Genomic DNA, 19,292 nt, shown 5'->3' with positions numbered 1-19,292 from the left:
CGCACGACTTCCGGATCTTCGGCGGTGCGCTGGGCGAGGCGCACGCCACCAAGATCCACAAGATCATGGACATGGCGATCGCGGCGGGTGCGCCGTTGGTGTCGCTGAACGACGGTGCGGGCGCCCGGATCCAGGAGGGCGTCAGCGCGCTGGCCGGTTACGGCGGGATCTTCCAGCGCAACACCCGGGCTTCGGGTGTGATCCCGCAGATCAGCGTGATGCTGGGCCCGTGCGCGGGCGGCGCGGCCTACAGCCCCGCGCTCACGGACTTCGTGTTCATGGTCCGTGAGACGTCGCAGATGTTCATCACCGGTCCGGACGTGGTCAAGGCGGTCACCGGCGAGGAGATCACCCAGAACGGCCTGGGCGGCGCCGACGTACACGCCGAGACGAGCGGTGTGGCGCACTTCGCGTACGACGACGAGGAGACCTGCATCGCGGAGGTCCGCTTCCTCCTGTCGATGCTCCCCTCGAACAACCGCGAGAACCCGCCCACGGTCTCCTGTGACGACCCGGCGGACCGCCGCTCGGACGTGCTGCTCGACCTGGTCCCCGCCGACGGCAACCGGCCCTACGACATGGCCAAGGTGATCGAGGAGCTCGTCGACGACGGCGAGTACCTCGAGGTCCACGAGCGCTGGGCCCGCAACATCATCTGCGCCTTCGCCCGCCTCGACGGCCAGGTCGTCGGCATCGTCGCCAACCAGCCGCAGTCCCTCGCCGGCGTGCTCGACATCGAGGCGTCCGAGAAGGCCGCCCGCTTCGTGCAGATGTGCGACGCGTTCAACATCCCGATCCTCACCCTGCTCGACGTGCCCGGCTTCCTGCCCGGCGTCGACCAGGAGCACGGCGGCATCATCCGCCACGGCGCCAAGCTCCTGTACGCGTACTGCAACGCCACCGTCCCCCGTATCTCGCTGATCCTGCGCAAGGCGTACGGCGGCGCCTACATCGTCATGGACTCCCAGTCCATCGGTGCGGACCTCACCTACGCCTGGCCGACGAACGAGATCGCGGTCATGGGCGCGGAGGGCGCGGCGAACGTCATCTTCCGCCGCCAGATCGCCGACGCCGAGGACCCCGACGCGATGCGCACGCGCATGGTCAAGGAGTACAAGGCCGAACTCATGCACCCGTACTACGCCGCGGAGCGCGGCCTGGTCGACGACGTCATCGACCCGGCCGAGACCCGGTCGGTCCTCATCGCCTCGCTGGCGATGCTGCGCACCAAGCACGCCGACCTGCCGTCCCGCAAGCACGGCAACCCCCCGCAGTAACCCTGCGACTGGACTGGAGCCCGACCATGAGCACTCCTACCGACCCCTCCTCCCTCCTCCGCGTCGAGAAGGGCCAGGCCGATCCCGAGGAACTGGCCGCCATCACCGCGGTCCTGATGGCCCGCGCGGCCGCCCGGCCCGACACGGCCCCGGCCCACCGCGGCCGCACCACGGCCGGCTGGCGCCGCCTGGAGCGCCAGCGCGGCTTCCAGCCCTCCCACAGCTGGCAGGGCTGACGCCCCGACCCCGTGAGGCCCCGCACACGACCGTGTGCGGGGCCTCACGCATGCGGGCGCCCCGCCAACCCCCGCTCTGCGCGCCCGCGTTCGCGCCTGCGGTGGACTTGTCCCCTCCCCGCCCCTTCCCGTAACCAGGCTCCGCCCGGACCCGGTACCGCGCTTCGCGCGGTGTCCTCAATCGCCGGACGGGCTGATTTCGCGCAGCGAAATACAGCCCCGCCGGCGTTTGAGGCGCGGGGGTCCGGGGGCAGAGCCCCCGGGTTGCGGGAAGGGGCGGTGAGGGGAACAAGCCCGCGCAGCGGCCCCGAAACAGCGCGGCCCCGGACCACACGCCCGCCCCCAGGGCAACGGAAAGCCCCCGTGGGCTCCACAGGGGAGCCCACGGGGGCCGCGTCGCCAGGGGGGACAGGGAACCCCGTCGGCTACCGCAGGCGGGCCATGAGTGCGTGTTCGACGAGGGTGATGAGGGCGCTCTTGGCGTCGGCGCGGTGGCGTGCGTCGGTGGTGATGATCGGGGTGTCGGGTCCGATCTGGAGGGCTTCGCGGACTTCTTCGGGGTTGTAGGGCTGGTGTCCGTCGAAGCCGTTGAGGGCGATGACGAAGGGGAGTCCTGAGTTTTCGAAGTAGTCGACTGCGGGGAAGCAGTCGGCGAGGCGTCGGGTGTCGACGAGGACGACGGCGCCGATGGCGCCGCGGACGAGGTCGTCCCACATGAACCAGAAGCGGTCCTGTCCGGGGGTGCCGAACAGGTAGAGGATGAGGTCCTGGTCGAGCGTGATGCGGCCGAAGTCCATGGCGACGGTGGTGGTCGTCTTGTCGCCGGTGTGGGTGAGGTCGTCGATGCCCGCGGAGGCGGAGGTCATGACGGCTTCGGTACGCAGCGGGTTGATCTCCGAGACGGCGCCGACGAACGTGGTCTTGCCCACGCCGAAGCCGCCCGCCACCACGATCTTCGCGCTGGTGGTTGAGCGGGCAGCACCGCCGCTAGAGCTTGCGAAGTCCACTGAGCACCCTTTCGAGCAGTGTCACATCTGGCTGGCCGCCGGCGGACTCGTCGCCGCCGGGCTGATGAATGGCGACAAGTCCGGCCTCCGCCAGGTCGGCGACGAGGATCCGGGCAACGCCGAGGGGGATGGAGAGAAGTGCCGAGATCTCAGCCACCGACTTGATCTCGAAACACAGCCGGCAGATCCGCTGGTGCTCGGGCAACTGCCCCTGCAGCCTTGACGGATCGGCCGTCGTACTGACCAGCGCCTCGATGGCGAGCTGGTATCGCGGCCGGGTCCGGCCGCCGGTCATGGCGTACGGACGGACCAGCGGGTTGTGCCGGCCGGAACCGCCGGACGACGCGTTGGAGGACTCCTGGGCCCGCCGCGGCGCGCCCGGCCGGTTCCTGTGCTGTCCGCCGGGGCCCTGCGGCCCCGGCTGCTGCTGACCGTACGAGGGGTCGTAGGACGGCTGGTACGGCGACTGCGGCTGCTGGTAGGGCTGCTGGGAGCCGCCTCTGCCGGGTGCCGGAGGAAAGTTGAAGCCGTTGTCTGTGCGCTCACCGTACGGCTGATGACCGCCCTCGTAAGGGCGCCCGCCTGGGGGTGTTGCCACGATTTCCTCCTCCGACTGCCTGCCGCCGGTTCCTGTCCCTGTGGAGCCCGCGCCACCGCACCTTAGCGGTGCGGTGGCGTGAAACGCACTGTCTGTCTACTGATCAAGAAGCACGAGTGCTCAGTTGAGCAGGCTTCCCTGGAGCTCCGCGCGCAGGTCCGGGGTGAGGACGCTGCCGGCACGGTCGACCAGGAGGGCCATCTCGTAGCCCACGAGGCCGATGTCGGCCTCGGGGTGGGCCAGGACGGCCAGCGAGGAGCCGTCGGAGATGGACATGATGAAGAGGAAGCCGCGCTCCATCTCCACCACCGTCTGATTGACGGCGCCGCCTTCGAAGATCCGGGACGCTCCCGCGGTCAGCGAGGTCAGACCGGAGGCCACGGCCGCCAGCTGATCGGCGCGGTCGCGCGGGAAACCTTCGGACATCGCCAGCAGGAGTCCGTCGGCGGAGACCACCACGGTGTGGGACACCCCGGGGGTGTTGTCCACGAAGTTGGTGATCAACCAGTTCAGATTCTGCGCCGCCTGGCTCATCGGGCTCACACTAACGCTCCTGGTTGTAGGTACTGCCCGGGCCGCGGCCCGGTCCGTTCGTGTCCGTTCCCGCGCTGCGTCCCTGCTGGACACCGCGCCGCAGGTTGCTCAACCTGCCGCGCACGTCCTCAGGGGCACGGGAGACCTGTGGGCCGCCCTGCGGGGTCTGCTCGGCCGTGCCCTCGATCAGGTTGGCCTTGGGCACCCGCCGGGGAAGACCGGACGAGGTGACCCCGCCCGCCTTCGGGTCGCGGAGCTTCTCCGCCCGCTGCCAGCGCTCGTCGTTCGCCGAACGCCAGGAGTCGGGCTCGGAGCCCGCGTCGCCGCCGCCGAGGCCGCCCGCGTCGCCGCCGCTGCCTTCCGCGGCCTGCCCGTTCTGCTCCGCGGACGGAGCCGGCTCGGGGGCCTGCTGCTGCCACTGCGACTGCTGAGGCTGCTGCTGCGACTGCTGTGCCGACGGCGCCTGGCTGCTGCCACGCCGCGGGAGGCCCGCATCCGTCAGCGCGTGACTGCTGCTCGGAGACGGTCCCGGACGGTCGAAGCCTACGCGTTCCGAGCCGTTCGCGGGAGCGCCGGGCGAAGATTCCGCTTCGGTCCGGTACTCCGGCTCGTACGTGTCCTGATAGTTGCTCTGATCGGGCCACCCTCCCTGCTGGGACTGGGTGTTGTACTGGCCGTCGTACTGCGGCTCGGTGCTCTGCGGCTCCTGGTATGTGGCTTCCGCATATGCGCTCTGGCCGTCCTGGCCGCCGCTGTGCTCCGGGTAGCCGCCGGCTGCCGGCGGGTACGCCTCCTGGTAGCCGCCCTGGTACTGGTCGTACCCCGGCTGCTGGTTCTGGTCGTACCCCGGCTGCTGGTCCTGCGCGTAGCCCTGGCCGTACCCGGAGCCGTACTCCTGCTGCGGCTGCTGCGGGGACTCCTGCCGGTCGTAGGACGTCTCGTCCCGGTACAGCGGCCGCTCGCCGCCCTGTGCCTGGGCCTCCAGGGCCGCACGGCGCTCCTCGCGCATCAGGGAGCGGCCCACGGGGTCGAGCTGCGAGGCGTCCTCTGAGGGCTGCTCGTAGCGCGAGTCGTCGAAGCCGAGCTCCGCCGCCGTGCGCATCGGGGCCGCCTCGAAGGTCGGCGGCTCGTACGCCTGCTGCTCCGGGATGATCTGCGAGACCGTGAAGTCGTCCTCGGGCAGCGCCTCGCCACCGCCACCGTGGGTGATGGCGTCGGGGAGCATGACCAGCGAGGTGGTGCCGGCCTGTTCGCCGGAGGGGCGCAGCTGGACGCGGATGCCGTGCCGGTCGGCCAGCCGGCCGACCACGAACAGGCCCATGCGCTGGGAGACCGCGGCGTCCACGGTCGGCGGGTTGGCCAGCTTGTGGTTGATGTCCGCGAAGTCCTCGGCGGTGAGGCCGATGCCCTTGTCGTGGATCTCGACCATCACGCGGCCGTCGGGCAGCCGGGTCGCGGTGACGCGGACCTTGGTCTGCGGCGAGGAGAACGTGGTGGCGTTCTCCAGCAGCTCGGCGAGCAGGTGCACGAGGTCGGTCACGGCCTGGCCGTGGATCTCGGTCTCCGGTACGCCGGTGAGCTCGATGCGCTCGTAGGACTCCACCTCGGAGGAGGCGGCGCGCAGCACGTCGACCAGCGGCACCGGTTGGTTCCAGCGGCGGCCGGGCTCCTCGCCGGCGAGGATGAGGAGGTTCTCGCCGTTGCGGCGCATACGGGTCGCCAGGTGGTCCAGCTTGAAAAGGTTCTCCAGCTGGTCCGGGTCGGCCTCGTTGTTCTCCAGGTCGGTGATCAGGGTCAGCTGGCCCTCGATCAGCGACTGGTTGCGCTGGGACAGGTTGGTGAAGATCGCGTTGACGTTGCCCCGGAGCATGGCCTGCTCGGCGGCGAGCCGGACGGCCTCGCGGTGCACCTGGTCGAAGGCGCGGGCGACCTCGCCGATCTCGTCCTGGGTGTTGATCGGGATGGGCTGGACACGGGTGTCGACCCGGCCCGGCTCGGTGCGGGAGAGCTGGTCGACGAGCATCGGCAGCCGCTGCTCGGCGATGCTGAAGGCGGCGGTGCGCAGCTGGCGCATCGAGCGGCTCATCTGGCGGGCCATGAGGCCGGCCAGGATGAAGGCGGCGAGCAGCGCGACGACGACGATGGCGCCGGTGGTGATGGCGTCGTTGCGGGCGTCGTCGGAGATCTGGGCGGCCTCTGTCACGGCCCGGTCCACGAGATCGTTCTCGATCTCCGTGTAGCCGTCGAACTTCGCGGTGGCGGCGCCCATCCAGGTCTCGGGGGTGACGTCCCGCTCCGCCAGCTTCTCGGGGGCCGTGCCGGAGCCGATCGCGGTCGCCATGCCGGTGAAGACGGAGCCGTCGGCGCCCTTGGGCGGGTTCAGGCCGGCGGCCGCCAGCCGCTTGCCGCCCTCGGTGGCCTTGCCCGTCATGACTTCCTTGAGCCGCTCGGTGTCGGCCTCCGTACCGCCGGAGACGTACTCGCCGATCGCGATCTGCTCGAGGTAGTTGTACGAGTTGAAGGCGATCGTCTGCTTCTCGAGGACCTTCTCGTCCTTGCTCGGCCGCAGCAGCAGGTGCATACCGATCGAGCGCTGGAGCGAGGCGGCGGCCTTGGCGAGCTGGACCGCGTAGACGGTACGGCCGTAGCTGGTGACGTTGCCGGTGCCGAGGCCGAGCTCGTTGGCGAACTCCATCAGCACGTGCTGGATCTGGACGTAGCCCTCTTCGGTCTTCACCGGGTCGAGGGCCTTGGTGTAGGCCGCCTTGCGCAGATCGGCGAGCTTCGGCTCCTCCTGCTTGAACAGCTGGAGACGACGCTCGAGGCCCTGCCCGTCGGGCATGTCCTCGATGGCCTCGTCGAACTTGACCCGGGCCGCGTCGGTGTTCTTGTAGGCGTCCGTGACGGCCGAGGCCTGGCGGTCGTCCTCGCTGGTGGCCAGCAGCAGGGGCTGGGCGGTCAGGTCGCGCTCGTTGAGGAGGGCCTGGCCGTACTCGGCGGCGGCGCGCACGATCAGCGCCGTCTTCTCCGCGTCCTGCGCCTCGCTCCAGGTGTCGATCGACTGCTTGACCTGGAAGCCGCCCATCATCAGCCCGACGATCACGGGTATGAGGAGGATCGCGTTCAGTCGGGTGGGCACCCGCCAGTTGCGCGGGGACAGACGGCTTGACTCACCGCTGGAACCGCCGACGGCCGGGGACGTGCCGGAAGCTCCCACCGCGTCCGCAGGCGACGCCACGGTGCGCGGCGGCGGGGTGAAGTTGCCCCGTGCCTGTTGCTCTGCGGAGCTCGTATTGCTTCGCCTCACTCGACCAACAACCTCTCGGCGTCGGCACCTACGCTGTGCCGTGTTTCGTTCAGAGCCGTACTACTCGGCAGTTCGAGGAATTCCAGCACGTCGAGCGGCTCCAATCCAAACACTCGGAATGAGTGATTCCGAGTGGCCCATGCCCCTCATAAAACGGGCATAAAGAACGAGCCCCGTCAAAAGGCGAGGCTCAAGTGAGCGCAGTGGTACCGCGCGTGTGCGGCGGGTGTCCATTGCGCCGGAATTCTCTGTCGAAATGTTATGAACACGGAGGCGGGCCGTGTCAAAAGACACAGCCCGCCCCAGCGTCAACTACGACAACCGCCGTATTGCGCTGTCTACTTGGCCAAACTACTTGAGCCGGGCCATGAGTGCGTGTTCGACGAGGGTGATGAGGGCGCTCTTGGCGTCGGCGCGGTGGCGTGCGTCGGTGGTGATGATGGGGGCGTCGGGTCCGATCTGGAGTGCTTCGCGGACTTCTTCGGGGTTGTAGGGCTGGTGTCCGTCGAAGCCGTTGAGGGCGATGACGAAGGGGAGTCCTGAGTTTTCGAAGTAGTCGACTGCGGGGAAGCAGTCGGCGAGGCGTCGGGTGTCGACGAGGACGACGGCGCCGATGGCGCCGCGGACGAGGTCGTCCCACATGAACCAGAAGCGGTCCTGTCCGGGGGTGCCGAACAGGTAGAGGATGAGGTCCTGGTCGAGCGTGATGCGGCCGAAGTCCATGGCGACGGTGGTGGTCGTCTTGTCGCCGGTGTGGGTGAGGTCGTCGATGCCCGCGGAGGCGGAGGTCATGACGGCTTCGGTACGCAGCGGGTTGATCTCCGAGACGGCGCCGACGAACGTGGTCTTGCCCACGCCGAAGCCGCCCGCCACCACGATCTTCGCGCTGGTGGTTGAGCGGGCAGCACCGCCGCTAGAGCTTGCGAAGTCCACTGAGCACCCTTTCGAGCAGTGTCACATCCGGCGTTCCGCCGGCCTCTCCGTTGCCCGGCTGGTGAATGGCCACCATGCCGGCCTCCGCCAGGTCCGCGACGAGGATCCGCGCGACACCGAGCGGCATCGACAGCAGCGCCGAGATCTCGGCGACGGACTTGACCTCCCGGCACAGATGGCAGATCCGCTGGTGCTCTGGAAGCAACCCGGCGAGCAGAGCCGGGTCGGCCGTGGTGCTGACCAGCGCCTCTATGGCGAGCTGGTAGCGCGGCCGGGTCCGTCCGCCGGTCATGGCGTACGGACGCACCAGCGGCTGGTCGCCCTCGTCCCCGTACGCGTCTACCGACGTGCCGTACGGATCGTGAGAGGCGGGTGGCGGGGTCATGAATCCTCCGGGCGTGACAGCAAGTGGTCGGCTGTGCCGTCTGGTTGGGCCGGTGGGGGGCCGTGGGCGGCCGTGCTGGGACGGTGCGGTGGCGGACGGCGAGCCGTTGCGTGGGGTACGGCTCGCGCTCGGGGATCAGTGGAGCAGGCTTCCCTGGAGCTCGGCGCGCAGGTCCGGCGTGAGGACGCTGCCCGCGCGGTCGACCAGGAGAGCCATCTCGTAGCCCACGAGGCCGATGTCGCAGTCCGGGTGCGCGAGCACGGCCAGCGAGGACCCGTCGGACACGGACATCAGGAACAGGAAGCCCCGTTCCATCTCGACGACGGTCTGGCTCACCGGACCGCCCTCGAAGATCCGGGACGCCCCCGCGGTCAGCGAGGTCAGACCGGAGGCCACGGCCGCCAGCTGATCGGCGCGGTCGCGCGGGAAACCTTCGGACATCGCCAGCAGAAGACCGTCGGCGGAGACCACCACCGTGTGCGACACCCCTGGGGTGTTGTCCACGAAGTTGGTGATCAACCAGTTCAGATTCTGCGCCGCCTGGCTCATCGGGCTCACTAAAGCTCCTGCTGGTGAGAGGGGCCGAGGTCGAAGCTTCCGGTCGTCGAGCTGTTCTGCTGACGGCCTTGCTGGATACCTCGGCGGAGATTGGTCAGCCGACCGCGCACGTCATCGGGCGCACGCGAGACCTGCGGACCGGCCTGGTGGTTCTGCTCCTGAGCGGTTCCCGCCACAAGGTTGGCGCGGGGGACCCGCCGGGGCAGACCGGAGGTGGTGACGCCGCCGGCCGCGGGCTTTTTGACCCGCTCGGCCTGACGTACCAACTCGTCATTGGGCGAGGAGCGCCAGGCACCGCTCGCGTGGGAAGCGCCTGCCGGGTTCCCCGGGTTCGGCGCGGGACTGCGCTGCGGCATCGGCTGAGCGGGACGCTCGGCCGGCGCCTGGGGCGCCTGCGGCGGCTCGGCGGGCCGTTCGCCCCCCTGCGGACCACGGAACCAGTTGGTCTCCAGTGTGTCGTACAGCGGGGTACGGCCGTCACCCGGACCGGCCGGCGGCAGCGCCTCCGGCTGGTGCGGAGCGGGCAGCCCGGCCGCCGGACGCGGCGGCGCGAAGCTGGACTCGTCCCGCCGCTGCGGAGCGGGCGGCTGCGGCGCCCCGAGGCCGGGACGGTCGAACTGGGCCGTGGACGCCGGGTCCTGCGCGTCCTGACGGTCGTATTGACCGGGACCGGCCGGGTTCGGACCGCCGTACACGTCGGGGCGTACGAACTGCCCCGGCGCGGCCGGACGGTCGGCCCGCGGCGGAGGGGCGTTGAAGTCGGGCCGCGCGAACTCGGCCGTCGAGCCGGGGCCGTGGCCGCTGTCGTGGTCCTCGTGACCGCGCGGCATGTCCGCGGACGGGCGCTGCCGCTGCGACCCCTGGTCGCTGCCCCAGCTCGTCGTCTGCGGGCGCGGCGGGACGGGCACGTCGCGCCGCGGGGCACTCGGCCCACCGGGCAGCTCCGCGCGCGGACCACCGAGCGCCGGCAGCTGCCGGTCACGGTCGCCCCCGGCGGGGCCGCTCTTCTGGAAGCCGTTCTGCGGGGCCTCGTTACGGGCCGGGGCGCCGCCCTGCGCGGGGCCGGCGCCGAAGAGGTTGCCGCCCTGACGCGAAGGGTCCTGCGGCGAGCCCTGGCTGTGCCGGCCCTGACCCTGGCCCTGCGGGGGCCGGCCCTGGCCGTACTGGCCCGGTCCCTGCGGGTTCTGGCCCTGCTGGGCCTGGACGGGGCGTCCCGCGCCGTCGCGGGCGGGCAGCGCGGCACGAGGCGCCGAACCGGCACCCACCTGACCGCGCGGCGCACCGGCGCCGAGCAGACCGCCGGGCGCACTGCCCGAGCCGGAGGGGGCACCGCCGGGCTGGCCGCCGTTGCCACCGCCGAGACCCGGGCGGCCGCCGCCGGCGGCGCCGGGACGGCCGGGCAGACCGGCCGGGGTACCGCCGCCGACCGGCGGGGCGGCACCCTGGCCGCCCGCACCGGGCTTCGCCGGAGCCTTCTTGCCGCCGTGTGCGACATCGACGGGAAGCATGACCAGCGCGGTCGTGCCACCGGAGTCGGACGGACGCAGCTGGATACGGATGCCGTGCCGCAGCGACAGGCGGCCGACCACGAACAGACCCATGCGGCGCGAGACCGACACGTCCACGGTGGGCGGGGACGCGAGCCGCTCGTTGATCGCGGCGAGGTCCTCCGGGGAGAGGCCGATGCCCGTGTCGTGGATCTCGACCAGGACACGGCCGTCGGGCAGCGCGTGACCGGTGACGCGGACCTTGGTCTGCGGCGAGGAGAACGACGTCGCGTTCTCCAGCAGCTCGGCCAGCAGGTGCACGAGGTCGTTGACGACGCGGCCCGCGACCTCGGTGGCGGGCACCGAGGCCAGCTCGATGCGCTCGTACTGCTCCACCTCGGAGGCGGCGGCACGGAGCACGTCGACCAGCGGCACGGGGCGCGTCCAGCGACGGCCCGGCTCCTCACCGGCGAGGACGAGAAGGTTCTCGCCGTTCCGGCGCATACGGGTCGCGAGGTGGTCGAGCTTGAACAGCGAGGACAGCTGGTCCGGGTCGGCCTCGCGCGACTCCAGCTCGGAGATGAGCGAGAGCTGGCGCTGGATAAGACCCTGGCTGCGGCGCGAGAGGTTGGTGAACATCGCGTTGACGTTGCCTCGCAGCAGCGCCTGCTCCGCGGCGAGACGGACCGCCTCACGGTGCACGTCGTCGAAGGCCGCGGCCACCTTGCCGATCTCGTCGCGCGAGTGGACGCCGACGGACTCGACGGAGGTGTCGACGTCCTGCGGGTCGGACTCCGAGAGCTGCTTGACCAGCTCGGGCAGCCGGTCCTGGGCGACCTTGGTCGCCGTGTCCTGCAGCCGCCGCAGCGAGCGGATCATGGAGCGGGCCACGACGAACGCGCCGACGAGCGACACACCGAGAACGATGAGGATCAGCGCACCGTTGATGATCGCGTCCTGCTGGGACGCCTCACGCAGCTTGCGCGCCTCGGACTCCATCTGGCCGAGCAGCGTCTGCTCGATGGTCTTCATCGCGTTGATGCGGACCGAGTAGTCGTCGGTCCAGTCCAGGTGGGAACGATCGGGCAGCTCCTTCAGAGCGCCCTCCGTGTTCAGGACCCGCTTCGCGTACTGCTCGGCCGCGGTGATCGTCGGGTTCTCGTTCTCCAGCGGAGCCATCAGCTCCTGGGAGTCGCCGCCGATGGCCTCGTAGATGGAGCCGAAGGTCCTGAGCTCCGCCTCGCCGTTCTCGAGGGCCGCCTGGCCGTAGAGGCGGTCGTTCTCGGAGAGCGTGGGCGCCTTCGAGTCACTGGCCCCGCCGGGCAGGGCCGCGGCGATGATCGCCCGCTGGATCGACGCGTACTCCTTGGCCGACGAGAAGGCCGCGAGCGCGCGGGTCCGCTTGATCATCTCCGGGTTGCTGGTGGCCTGCGCCATGTCCGCGGAGAGGCTCAGCAGCGACTCGATCAGACGGCTGTAGCTCTCCACCGTCTGGGACTTCGGGATCGTCCCCTTGTAGGCGCTGCTCCTGATGTTCTTCAGGTTGTTGACCTGGACCGCGATCTGGTTGGCGTTGGCGCGGATCGACTCCAGCGCCTGATCGTCGTCCTTGTTCGGGATCGAGCGGGTGGCGTCGAGGAACGCCTTGCGGGCGCGGTCGGTCTGGGTGCGCGGGCCGGAGACCTTGAAGTCGGTCTCGACGGCGCCGTTGACCAGCGGACCGGCGGACAGGTCGCGCTCCTGCTGGAGCGCGTGCGCCAGCTCGGTCGCTTCCGTCGTCATCTTGGTGAGCAGCTGCATGTGATCCAGCTGCTTCATGTCGTCCATGGACTCGTTGATACGGAGTCCACCCAGCGTGGTCGCCGCGACGACCGGCAGCGTCAGCAGCGACACCAGTCGCGTGCTGATGCGCCAGTTGCGCAGCGCTATTCGCGAACCGGTGTCCGTGGGGCCCTTCGGCGGGGTGGGGGAGCCCGCCGTGTCGGAGGGCGCCTTCGCACCGGACGTCTTGCCGCCGGACGCCCGGGCGCCGGTGCGGCCTGAGCGTTCACCGCCGTCACCGGGCGCGGTGGGTCCCTGGTTGTGGGTGTGCTGGGGTGAGGCGCCGCGGTCGGTCCCGCCGCGCGGCTCCTGTTCTGATGCAGCTTCCCCTTGGCCCTGGTGGGCCTGGGGACGCCCCATGCCATCCCTCTTGAAACGTCCCTGCACTAGCGTCGCAACCTCTGGACCAGGCGTCCCTCCGCTTGTACGGCGGGACGGTGTCGGCGTCTTGGGGCATTGGATCGAGCCCCATGGTGGTCGTGATTGACCGGCGCTGCTCCCCCTTTCCCGCCGCAACTCGGCGCTGCGTTGCGCCCATGCGCGCCGGCTCTGAAACCTGCGGCGGTCCGTGGAATTCCAGCACAGTGCAGGATCTCCAACAAGGGCCCCGTACCGGGCTGTGACCTGGATGACACCGTGTAAGCAGTGGGTCACAAGTCGTAGAAGCCGTTCTCGGAGAAACCGGACTTTACGCTACGAGTCGCTTAGGGGTGGGGGGTGTCCCAGTCGCGATGATCAGGAGCGGAATGGTGGCTTCAGGTGCGTAATGCCCGATTCCGGGTCGAAGATCGGGAGTCCGGATTGCCGGGATTGCCCGGCCTGTGGTGAGGAAACTCACACGATGATCGTTGAGTCTTCCAGGCTTTCGACGGGAATTTGGTGTTTAGCCTGACGCTTTACAAGGCTGGACACTCCGTCAACCGCGCTGCTCCCGCGGCGCCGCACCCGACAAGGTCAGACACCACACATGAAGACGACGACGATGTTCCGCAACATAGCCAACCCCCGGCGCACCACCCTCGCGCACCTCGAGAACGCGGAAGAACTCCAGACGCCGGAGCAGCCGGAGCACTCACTCGATCTTCCCACCCAGACCGCGAACCCCCGCCGCACCATCCTCATGGACGCGCCTGTTTCTCATTAGGGGCTCGGTTCTCCCCCTGGCTTCGCCGGGGGCACCCCCACCGGGGCGCGCTGTGCGACTGCTGACGGTCGATCGTGCTCGATCTCTCCCAGACTCCGTCCGGGAGGTGCCCCCACGTACCTCGCGATCTCCGCGCGTTCTCCCTTTCGCTGTATCCACAGCGGCCTCCGGCCGCGGGCCGCGCGCCCCTTCGGCTCACTCGCCCACGGGGCGGACCCGGGTTGTGAGCTGAGACCCATGGGCCGGGCGGCCTCACGGGCCCGGCCCGGTCGGGAAGGTGGACCCACGGGGTGGGCGGTCCTGGGAGACTGGCCCGGTTGCCCGTGTGGCCCGTCGGGGCGGCCCGGTCGTCAGGGAGGTGCCCGGGCGGGAACCGGACGTAGGCGCTCGCTGCGGTCGGCGGCAATGCGTACGAGGAGGGTCCCCTCACCGCGTTAGCCTGGAGCGTCAGTCTCCGGCCAGCGACCAAGTGAAGTGAGGGGCGACAGCACCCGTGCGCATCGCCAGGTTCTCCATCGACGGCAATGTCGCCTTCGGCGCGGTCGAGGACGGGCCCGACGGCCTCGTTCTCGACATCATCAAGGGCATTCCGTACGCCGACTTCGAGCTCTCCGGCACCAAGGTCCCGCTGAGCAAGGTCCGGCTGCTCCCGCCCGTGCTGCCCAACAAGGTCGTGGCCATCGGCCGCAACTACGCGGCGCACGCGGCGGAGCTCGGCAACGAGGTCTCCGACGTACCCGTCGCCTTCTTCAAGCCCACCACCTCGGTGATCGGCTCCGGCGACGCCATCGAGTACCCCTCGTTCTCGAACGAGCTGCACCACGAGGCCGAGCTCGCCGTCGTCATCGGCCGTATGTGCCGCGAGGTGCCGCGCGAACGCGTCAAGGACGTCATCTTCGGCTACACCTGCGCCAACGACGTCACCGCACGCGACGCGCAGGAGCGCGAGAAGCAGTGGGCCAGGGCGAAGGGCTTCGACACCTCGTGCCCGCTCGGCCCCTGGGTGGAGACCGAACTCGACCCCGCCGACGTGACCATCCAGTGCACGGTCAACGGCGAGCAGCGCCAACTGGGGCGCACCAGCGAGATGGTCCGGTCCGTCGAGGACCTGATCGTGCACATCACCGAGGCCATGACGCTGCTCCCGGGCGACGTCGTCCTCACGGGCACCCCCGCGGGGGTCGGCCCGATCAACGTCGGCGACGAGGTCGCCGTCACCATCGAAGGTATCGGCACTCTCACCAACAAGGTGATCAAGCGTGGCTAACGGCTCCGTCCGCGTACGTTTCTGTCCCTCCCCGACCGGCAACCCCCACGTGGGCCTGGTCCGCACCGCGCTGTTCAACTGGGCCTACGCCCGGCACACCGGCGGCACCATGGTCTTCCGCATCGAGGACACCGACGCGGCCCGCGACTCCGAGGAGTCGTACGAGCAGCTCCTCGACTCGATGCGCTGGCTCGGCCTCGACTGGGACGAGGGCCCCGAGGTCGGCGGCCCGCACGGCCCCTACCGCCAGTCGCAGCGGATGGACATCTACCAGGACGTGGCGCAGAAGCTGCTCGCCGGTGGATACGCCTACCACTGCTACTGCACCGCCCTGGAGCTCGAGGCACGCCGCGACGCCGCCCGCGCCGCCGGCCGGCCGTCCGGCTACGACGGCAAGTGCCGCACGCTGAGCGCCGAGCAGAAGGCGGCGTACGACGCCGAGGGCCGCGACTCGATCGTCCGCTTCAAGATGCCCGAGGAGCCGATCACCTTCACGGACCTGGTGCGCGGCGAGCTGACCTTCACCCCGGAGAACGTCCCGGACTACGGCATCGTCCGCGCCAACGGCGCCCCGCTGTACACGCTGGTCAACCCGGTCGACGACGCGCTGATGGAGATCACCCACGTCCTGCGCGGCGAGGACCTGCTCTCCTCCACACCCCGCCAGATCGCGCTCTACAAGGCGCTGATCGAGCTCGGCGTCGCCAAGGAGATCCCCTCCTTCGGACACCTGCCGTACGTCATGGGCGAGGGCAACAAGAAGCTCTCCAAGCGCGACCCGCAGGCGTCCCTCAACCTCTACCGGGAGCGCGGCTTCCTCCCCGAGGGCCTGCTCAACTACCTGTCGCTGCTCGGCTGGTCCTTCTCCGCCGACCAGGACATCTTCACCGTCCCCGAGATGGTTGCGAAGTTCGACCTCCCGGACGTCAACGCCAACCCGGCCCGCTTCGACCTCAAGAAGGCCGAGGCGATCAACGCCGACCACATCCGGATGCTCGACGTGAAGGCGTTCACCGAGGCGTGCGAGCCGTGGCTGCGGGCCCCGCACGCCAACTGGGCGCCGGAGAACTTCGACCGCGCCGCGTGGGAGGCCATCGCCCCGCACGCGCAGACCCGGCTGACGGTCCTCTCCGACATCACGGCGAACGTCGACTTCCTCTTCCTGGACGAGCCCGTCGAGGACGAGGCGTCCTGGACGAAGGCGATGAAGGGCGACCCGGTGGCCCTGCTCACCACCGCCCGCGCCAAGCTCGAGGCCGCCGACTGGACCAGCCCCGAGTCCCTCAAGGAGGCCGTCCTGGCCGCCGGCGAGGAGCACGGCCTGAAGCTCGGCAAGGCCCAGGCCCCGGTCCGCGTCGCGGTCACCGGCCGCACGGTCGGCCTGCCGCTCTTCGAGTCCCTGGAAATCCTGGGCAAGGACAAGACGCTGGCCCGCATCGACGCGGCCCTGACGAAGCTCGCCGCGTAACCCCGCATCCCGCGTCCCTCAGGGGCGGCAGCCGATCCGGCTGCCGCCCCTGAGGCGTTGTGCTGCGGGCTCCCTCGCCTACGGCGGCGGAGGCAGCCCGTCGCAGGTCTGGCGCCCGGTCATGGCAAGTCGGCCACGAGGTCAAGCCGACGGCCACGAGTGTCGACGGGATGGTCGGACTTCGGTCGTCCGGGCCGGCGCGCGATCGGCCTGGCAGCGGTCGCAGCGGCACGGAGGCCACCGCCCCGAATCGGCGGGCCGCGTTCGGTCAGGGTCGGCTCTGACCGTGTGACGGGTCCGGCCGACCCGCTCCCCGGCCGGTGTGACCCGGTACGTCTCGATGGTCAGGCGGGACATGCCGGGCTCCGGCGGGGTGCCGGCGTTCACCGGTCGCCTTCTGCCGGGCGGCGGCGTACAGGCAGGAACGCGAACACGTCCGGCGCGGGCGGGAAGAGCGGCGCGCACGCCTCGCAGGCGTACACGTTGAAGCCCGGTCCGGTGTTCTGGTGCACCTCGTAGACCACGGTCGGGTCCTCGGTGACCGCCTGGCACCGCACGCACATGCGCACGGGCCGTCGTGGCGGCTCGGGGGCGTCCGCCTGCTGGTCGTGTTCCTTCCGCTCGCTCACGCCGGGCTCCCCTCGGCGCCGACGAGGTGCCGGTCCAGGTCGATCCCGAAGTCCGCCGCGAGTACGAGCGTCAGCCGTCGGCGATGCTGGGCGCGCTGCCGCTCGTGCGTCGCGAGGTAGGGCCGTACGAGGGCGGTCGCGTGGCCGTCGAGCGGGACGTCGCGGCCGTACGGGGAGCGGTGTCCCGGGAGCCGAGAGGCGGGAGCGGGGGAGTGGGGGCCGTGCGCGCCGGACCGGTTGGTGGCAGTTGTGGGGCGCGCCGGGAACAGGGTCGCCCGGCGTTTGCCCGTGCCGGGTGCCAGGAGATCCAGGGCCCAGCGCAGCAGCGCATGGATAATGCTCACGTCATCAACTCCGTTGCAGTTGGTGGCCATGCCCCCGGACGGCTCCACCCGTCGCGGGGGTCACTACGGCTTGGAACAGCGAGCCTATACACGCCCGCACAGGGACGTCCATGGACGCACACGGAAGTGTAATCGCGTCACCACACGCCTACGGTCGTGGTATGGAACCGGAGATTCCCGAGGGCTACGCCCCTGACGAGGAGATCGACTACGAGGGGCCCGATCCGGTGTGGCTTCAGTTGGTCGCGATCCTCGTGGCTCGCATCAAGCGGGGCGACTACCCGCCGCGACGAGCCATCCCCAGTGAAAGCCAGATCATGGGTGAGTTCGGAGTCGCACGCGGCACGGCCCGGAAGGCGATTGCCCTTCTTGCCGACCAGGGGATGGTGCGCACGGTGCCCGGACGTGGGAGCTTCGTTGAGCGCGTGACACCTGCTAAGTCGCCCGAAGGTGACGAGTCCACCTCGTGATGGAGTCGCGGCGCGAGGTGAGACCGATAGTTGATCACTGGTTCGTCATCTGATTCCGGAGAAGGACCGACGGCCGTAGGACGAGATTCCGGGCGAACTGAACACGTTGCGAGCGCCCGACCGCCGTCAGCGGCCTGATATGGCCGCACCTGCGTCAGTGGAGCCCTTTGGCGACTTCAAGTGCCTGTCGAGGCGCTGAAGATGGTGCCAGGCCGTGGCGTCGGTGCCGTCGCCGAAGGCGTAGTGCAGCGCGGGACGTGCGGCCGGGCCGAGGCGCGTCGGGCGCGGCAACGGGGCGGATTCGGCGTGGCTGCGGCCGATGCCGTGTACGGCGTCGGGGCCGAGCGTGAACGAGACCGGGATCTGGAGCGGCTCGTGATGGGGCGGGGTGGTGAGGTCGGCGCGGGCCGCGCGCCGGTGGGTGAGCACCGAGACGAGCCCGTGGCGTACAGCCAGGGTCTCGGCCAGCCCCGGGAGGGTGTCGAGCAGCGGAGGCCGGTCCGGTGTGTGGCCGACGGCGAGCGAGATGTGCTCCTCGACTCCATCCGGCGTACGGACGACACGGCAGGTGGCGACGGCCGGCCTGCCGGGCGCGCCGACGGCGACGAGCCAGGTCGGACTGGAGCGCTGAGCCCGGCTGCGGGCCAACTCGGTCAGCTGCCGGGGCGACCAGGGCAGGGCGACGGGCTCGGATGTCGACCATCCCGCGGGCGGCGCTCCGGTGAGGGCCCGCCATGCTGCTTCCAGCGCCCCGCCGAGGCGAAGGCCGCCGGTGGCGGGGTGGGTGGTGCGGATGGACAGGTGGAGTTGCTGCTCCGCCGGCGCGACGGACCGGGCACGGAAGCCGTCGGCGATCGGCGTGCTGCCGTCCGTGCCGGTGACCGGCGCGAAGCGGCCCTCATGCCAGGACAGGACCGCCCCGGTGAGCCCGTCGTAGTACGCCCGATCAACGTCACGGACCACCCATCGGGCCGGGACGTCGGCCATCAGCGTGCGCAGGGGAAAGGTCAGGCGGGTGCCGGGCGGGGTGACGATCTGGAGCTCGCGCCCCGACGGGACAGTGGTCCGCAGCAGATCGGTGAGCCAGGTCGTCGCCGCGACCACGGGCCGGTCCTGCACGATCACGACTGCGCGGTCGGTGAGCACGTCGACGCCGAACGGCTCGGCGTCGTCGCCGTTCTCGTCGTCCGTGCCGGGGATGCTCACCACACCGGTATGCGCGGCCTCGGCCGGCCATGTGGCCCCGCCCAGCAGCGACGTCAGCCGCCCGGCCACCGACCCTGCAAGCCGTCCCGCTTCCGCGACTGCGGTGGCCGCCCGCACCTCGGTCCACCACACGGGCGCGTCGACTGCTACCTCGGCGCCCAGCAACCGCCGTACCTCACCCGGCACTTGCACGAACAGCGGCACCTCCACCGCCGCCACCGCCCCGCCGTCCTGCCCGTACAGGCGGACGACGGCCCCATCGCCACCGCTCCCCACCCGCAGCCCGGGCCCACCGGCGTACAGCCCGGCGAGCACGCTCCGGGCGTCGGGCATGGTGGGGGTGAGGGCGACGACGTCCTGTGTCACGAGATTCCTTGGGAGATCTGCGGGGGAAAGGTCCCGGTGTGCCGGTTGGTGCACGGCTCAGGGAAGCCTGGGCACAGACTCACTCGGGCGGCATGGGCTGTTCAGGTGCCGCAAGCAGTCACGTGCCGGTGCCGATTTGTAGGTCGGCGATCCCAGTGGTGGTATACGAGGCGGGGCGCCTGCCCATCAGTTGCTGCGGAGGCCCCGGGTCGCCCAAGGGCATCGTGAGTTCCAGGCCGCTTGTGATGCCTGTGG

At 70.4% G+C, this 19,292-nt stretch carries 17 protein-coding genes; 6 read left to right on the top strand and 11 right to left on the bottom strand.

What is annotated here, in order from left to right:
- Together ACWD01_RS16365 and ACWD01_RS16360 are read left to right on the top strand one after the other, a co-directional pair.
- Positions 1-1,277, top strand: a 1,277-nt coding sequence (locus ACWD01_RS16365; RefSeq protein WP_451162242.1) for an acyl-CoA carboxylase subunit beta, incomplete at its 5' end; no start/stop codon positions are given.
- A gap of 26 nt (positions 1,278-1,303) precedes the next feature.
- Positions 1,304-1,513 (top strand): acyl-CoA carboxylase subunit epsilon, encoded by a 210-nt coding sequence (locus ACWD01_RS16360; RefSeq protein ID WP_451162240.1) that lies wholly within the window; start codon positions 1,304-1,306, stop codon positions 1,511-1,513.
- A 425-nt stretch (positions 1,514-1,938) separates the two neighbouring features.
- On the opposite strand, the gene ACWD01_RS16355 is transcribed toward ACWD01_RS16360, so the two are convergent.
- The 8 genes from ACWD01_RS16355 to ACWD01_RS16320 all read right to left on the bottom strand — a co-directional run bounded on the left by ACWD01_RS16355 (position 1,939) and on the right by ACWD01_RS16320 (position 12,503).
- Complete coding sequence (locus tag ACWD01_RS16355) at positions 1,939-2,520, bottom strand: GTP-binding protein (protein ID WP_050791473.1); 582 nt, start codon at positions 2,518-2,520, stop codon at positions 1,939-1,941.
- Positions 2,501-3,118, bottom strand: a complete 618-nt coding sequence (locus tag ACWD01_RS16350) for a DUF742 domain-containing protein (protein ID WP_451162237.1) — start codon at positions 3,116-3,118, stop codon at positions 2,501-2,503. The genes ACWD01_RS16355 and ACWD01_RS16350 overlap by 20 nt, the downstream gene beginning before the upstream one ends.
- Before the next feature lie 120 nt (positions 3,119-3,238).
- A complete protein-coding gene (locus tag ACWD01_RS16345) occupies positions 3,239-3,652 on the bottom strand; it encodes a roadblock/LC7 domain-containing protein (protein ID WP_005311461.1) in 414 nt (137 codons plus the stop codon).
- Positions 3,653-3,662: 10 nt separating this feature from the next.
- Positions 3,663-6,959, bottom strand: coding sequence for a nitrate- and nitrite sensing domain-containing protein (locus ACWD01_RS16340; RefSeq protein ID WP_451162235.1), 3,297 nt, complete (start codon positions 6,957-6,959; stop codon positions 3,663-3,665).
- A gap of 351 nt (positions 6,960-7,310) precedes the next feature.
- Positions 7,311-7,892, bottom strand: coding sequence for a GTP-binding protein (locus ACWD01_RS16335; RefSeq protein ID WP_137993156.1), 582 nt, complete (start codon positions 7,890-7,892; stop codon positions 7,311-7,313).
- A complete protein-coding gene (locus ACWD01_RS16330) occupies positions 7,873-8,277 on the bottom strand; it encodes a DUF742 domain-containing protein (protein WP_005311458.1) in 405 nt (134 codons plus the stop codon). The genes ACWD01_RS16335 and ACWD01_RS16330 overlap by 20 nt, the downstream gene beginning before the upstream one ends.
- Positions 8,278-8,412: 135 nt before the next feature.
- Positions 8,413-8,826, bottom strand: a complete 414-nt coding sequence (locus tag ACWD01_RS16325; protein WP_005311457.1) for a roadblock/LC7 domain-containing protein — start codon at positions 8,824-8,826, stop codon at positions 8,413-8,415.
- An 8-nt stretch (positions 8,827-8,834) separates the two neighbouring features.
- Positions 8,835-12,503, bottom strand: coding sequence for a nitrate- and nitrite sensing domain-containing protein (locus tag ACWD01_RS16320; protein WP_451162233.1), 3,669 nt, complete (start codon positions 12,501-12,503; stop codon positions 8,835-8,837).
- Between the two features lie 607 nt (positions 12,504-13,110).
- Here ACWD01_RS16320 and ACWD01_RS16315 point away from each other — a divergent pair.
- From ACWD01_RS16315 to gltX, 3 genes are all read left to right on the top strand, one after another.
- On the top strand, positions 13,111-13,287 hold the full coding sequence (locus ACWD01_RS16315; protein ID WP_451162231.1) for a hypothetical protein: 177 nt from the start codon (positions 13,111-13,113) through the stop codon (positions 13,285-13,287).
- A gap of 493 nt (positions 13,288-13,780) precedes the next feature.
- Positions 13,781-14,554 (top strand): fumarylacetoacetate hydrolase family protein, encoded by a 774-nt coding sequence (locus tag ACWD01_RS16310; protein WP_451162229.1) that lies wholly within the window; start codon positions 13,781-13,783, stop codon positions 14,552-14,554.
- Positions 14,547-16,022, top strand: a complete 1,476-nt coding sequence (gene gltX / locus ACWD01_RS16305) for a glutamate--tRNA ligase (RefSeq protein ID WP_451162227.1) — start codon at positions 14,547-14,549, stop codon at positions 16,020-16,022. The genes ACWD01_RS16310 and gltX overlap by 8 nt, the downstream gene beginning before the upstream one ends.
- A gap of 383 nt (positions 16,023-16,405) precedes the next feature.
- On the opposite strand, the gene ACWD01_RS16300 is transcribed toward gltX, so the two are convergent.
- Both ACWD01_RS16300 and ACWD01_RS16295 read right to left on the bottom strand, forming a co-directional pair.
- Positions 16,406-16,651 (bottom strand): hypothetical protein, encoded by a 246-nt coding sequence (locus ACWD01_RS16300; RefSeq protein ID WP_451162225.1) that lies wholly within the window; start codon positions 16,649-16,651, stop codon positions 16,406-16,408.
- Positions 16,648-16,995: a hypothetical protein gene (locus tag ACWD01_RS16295; RefSeq protein WP_451162223.1), complete on the bottom strand. Its 348-nt coding sequence runs from the start codon at positions 16,993-16,995 to the stop codon at positions 16,648-16,650. Before ACWD01_RS16295 ends, ACWD01_RS16300 begins: the two co-directional genes overlap by 4 nt.
- Before the next feature lie 161 nt (positions 16,996-17,156).
- On the opposite strand from ACWD01_RS16295, the gene ACWD01_RS16290 reads away from it, so the two are divergent.
- Positions 17,157-17,465 carry a GntR family transcriptional regulator gene (locus tag ACWD01_RS16290; protein ID WP_451162221.1) on the top strand — a complete coding sequence of 103 codons (309 nt, stop codon included), beginning with the start codon at positions 17,157-17,159 and terminating at the stop codon, positions 17,463-17,465.
- 126 nt (positions 17,466-17,591) lie between these two features.
- On the opposite strand, the gene ACWD01_RS16285 is transcribed toward ACWD01_RS16290, so the two are convergent.
- Complete coding sequence (locus tag ACWD01_RS16285) at positions 17,592-19,037, bottom strand: DUF6177 family protein (protein WP_451162219.1); 1,446 nt, start codon at positions 19,035-19,037, stop codon at positions 17,592-17,594.
- Positions 19,038-19,292: the final 255 nt, after the last annotated feature.

The organism is Streptomyces sp. NPDC002835 (assembly GCF_053591995.1).
This window is presented reverse-complemented; position numbering and strand designations above follow the sequence as displayed.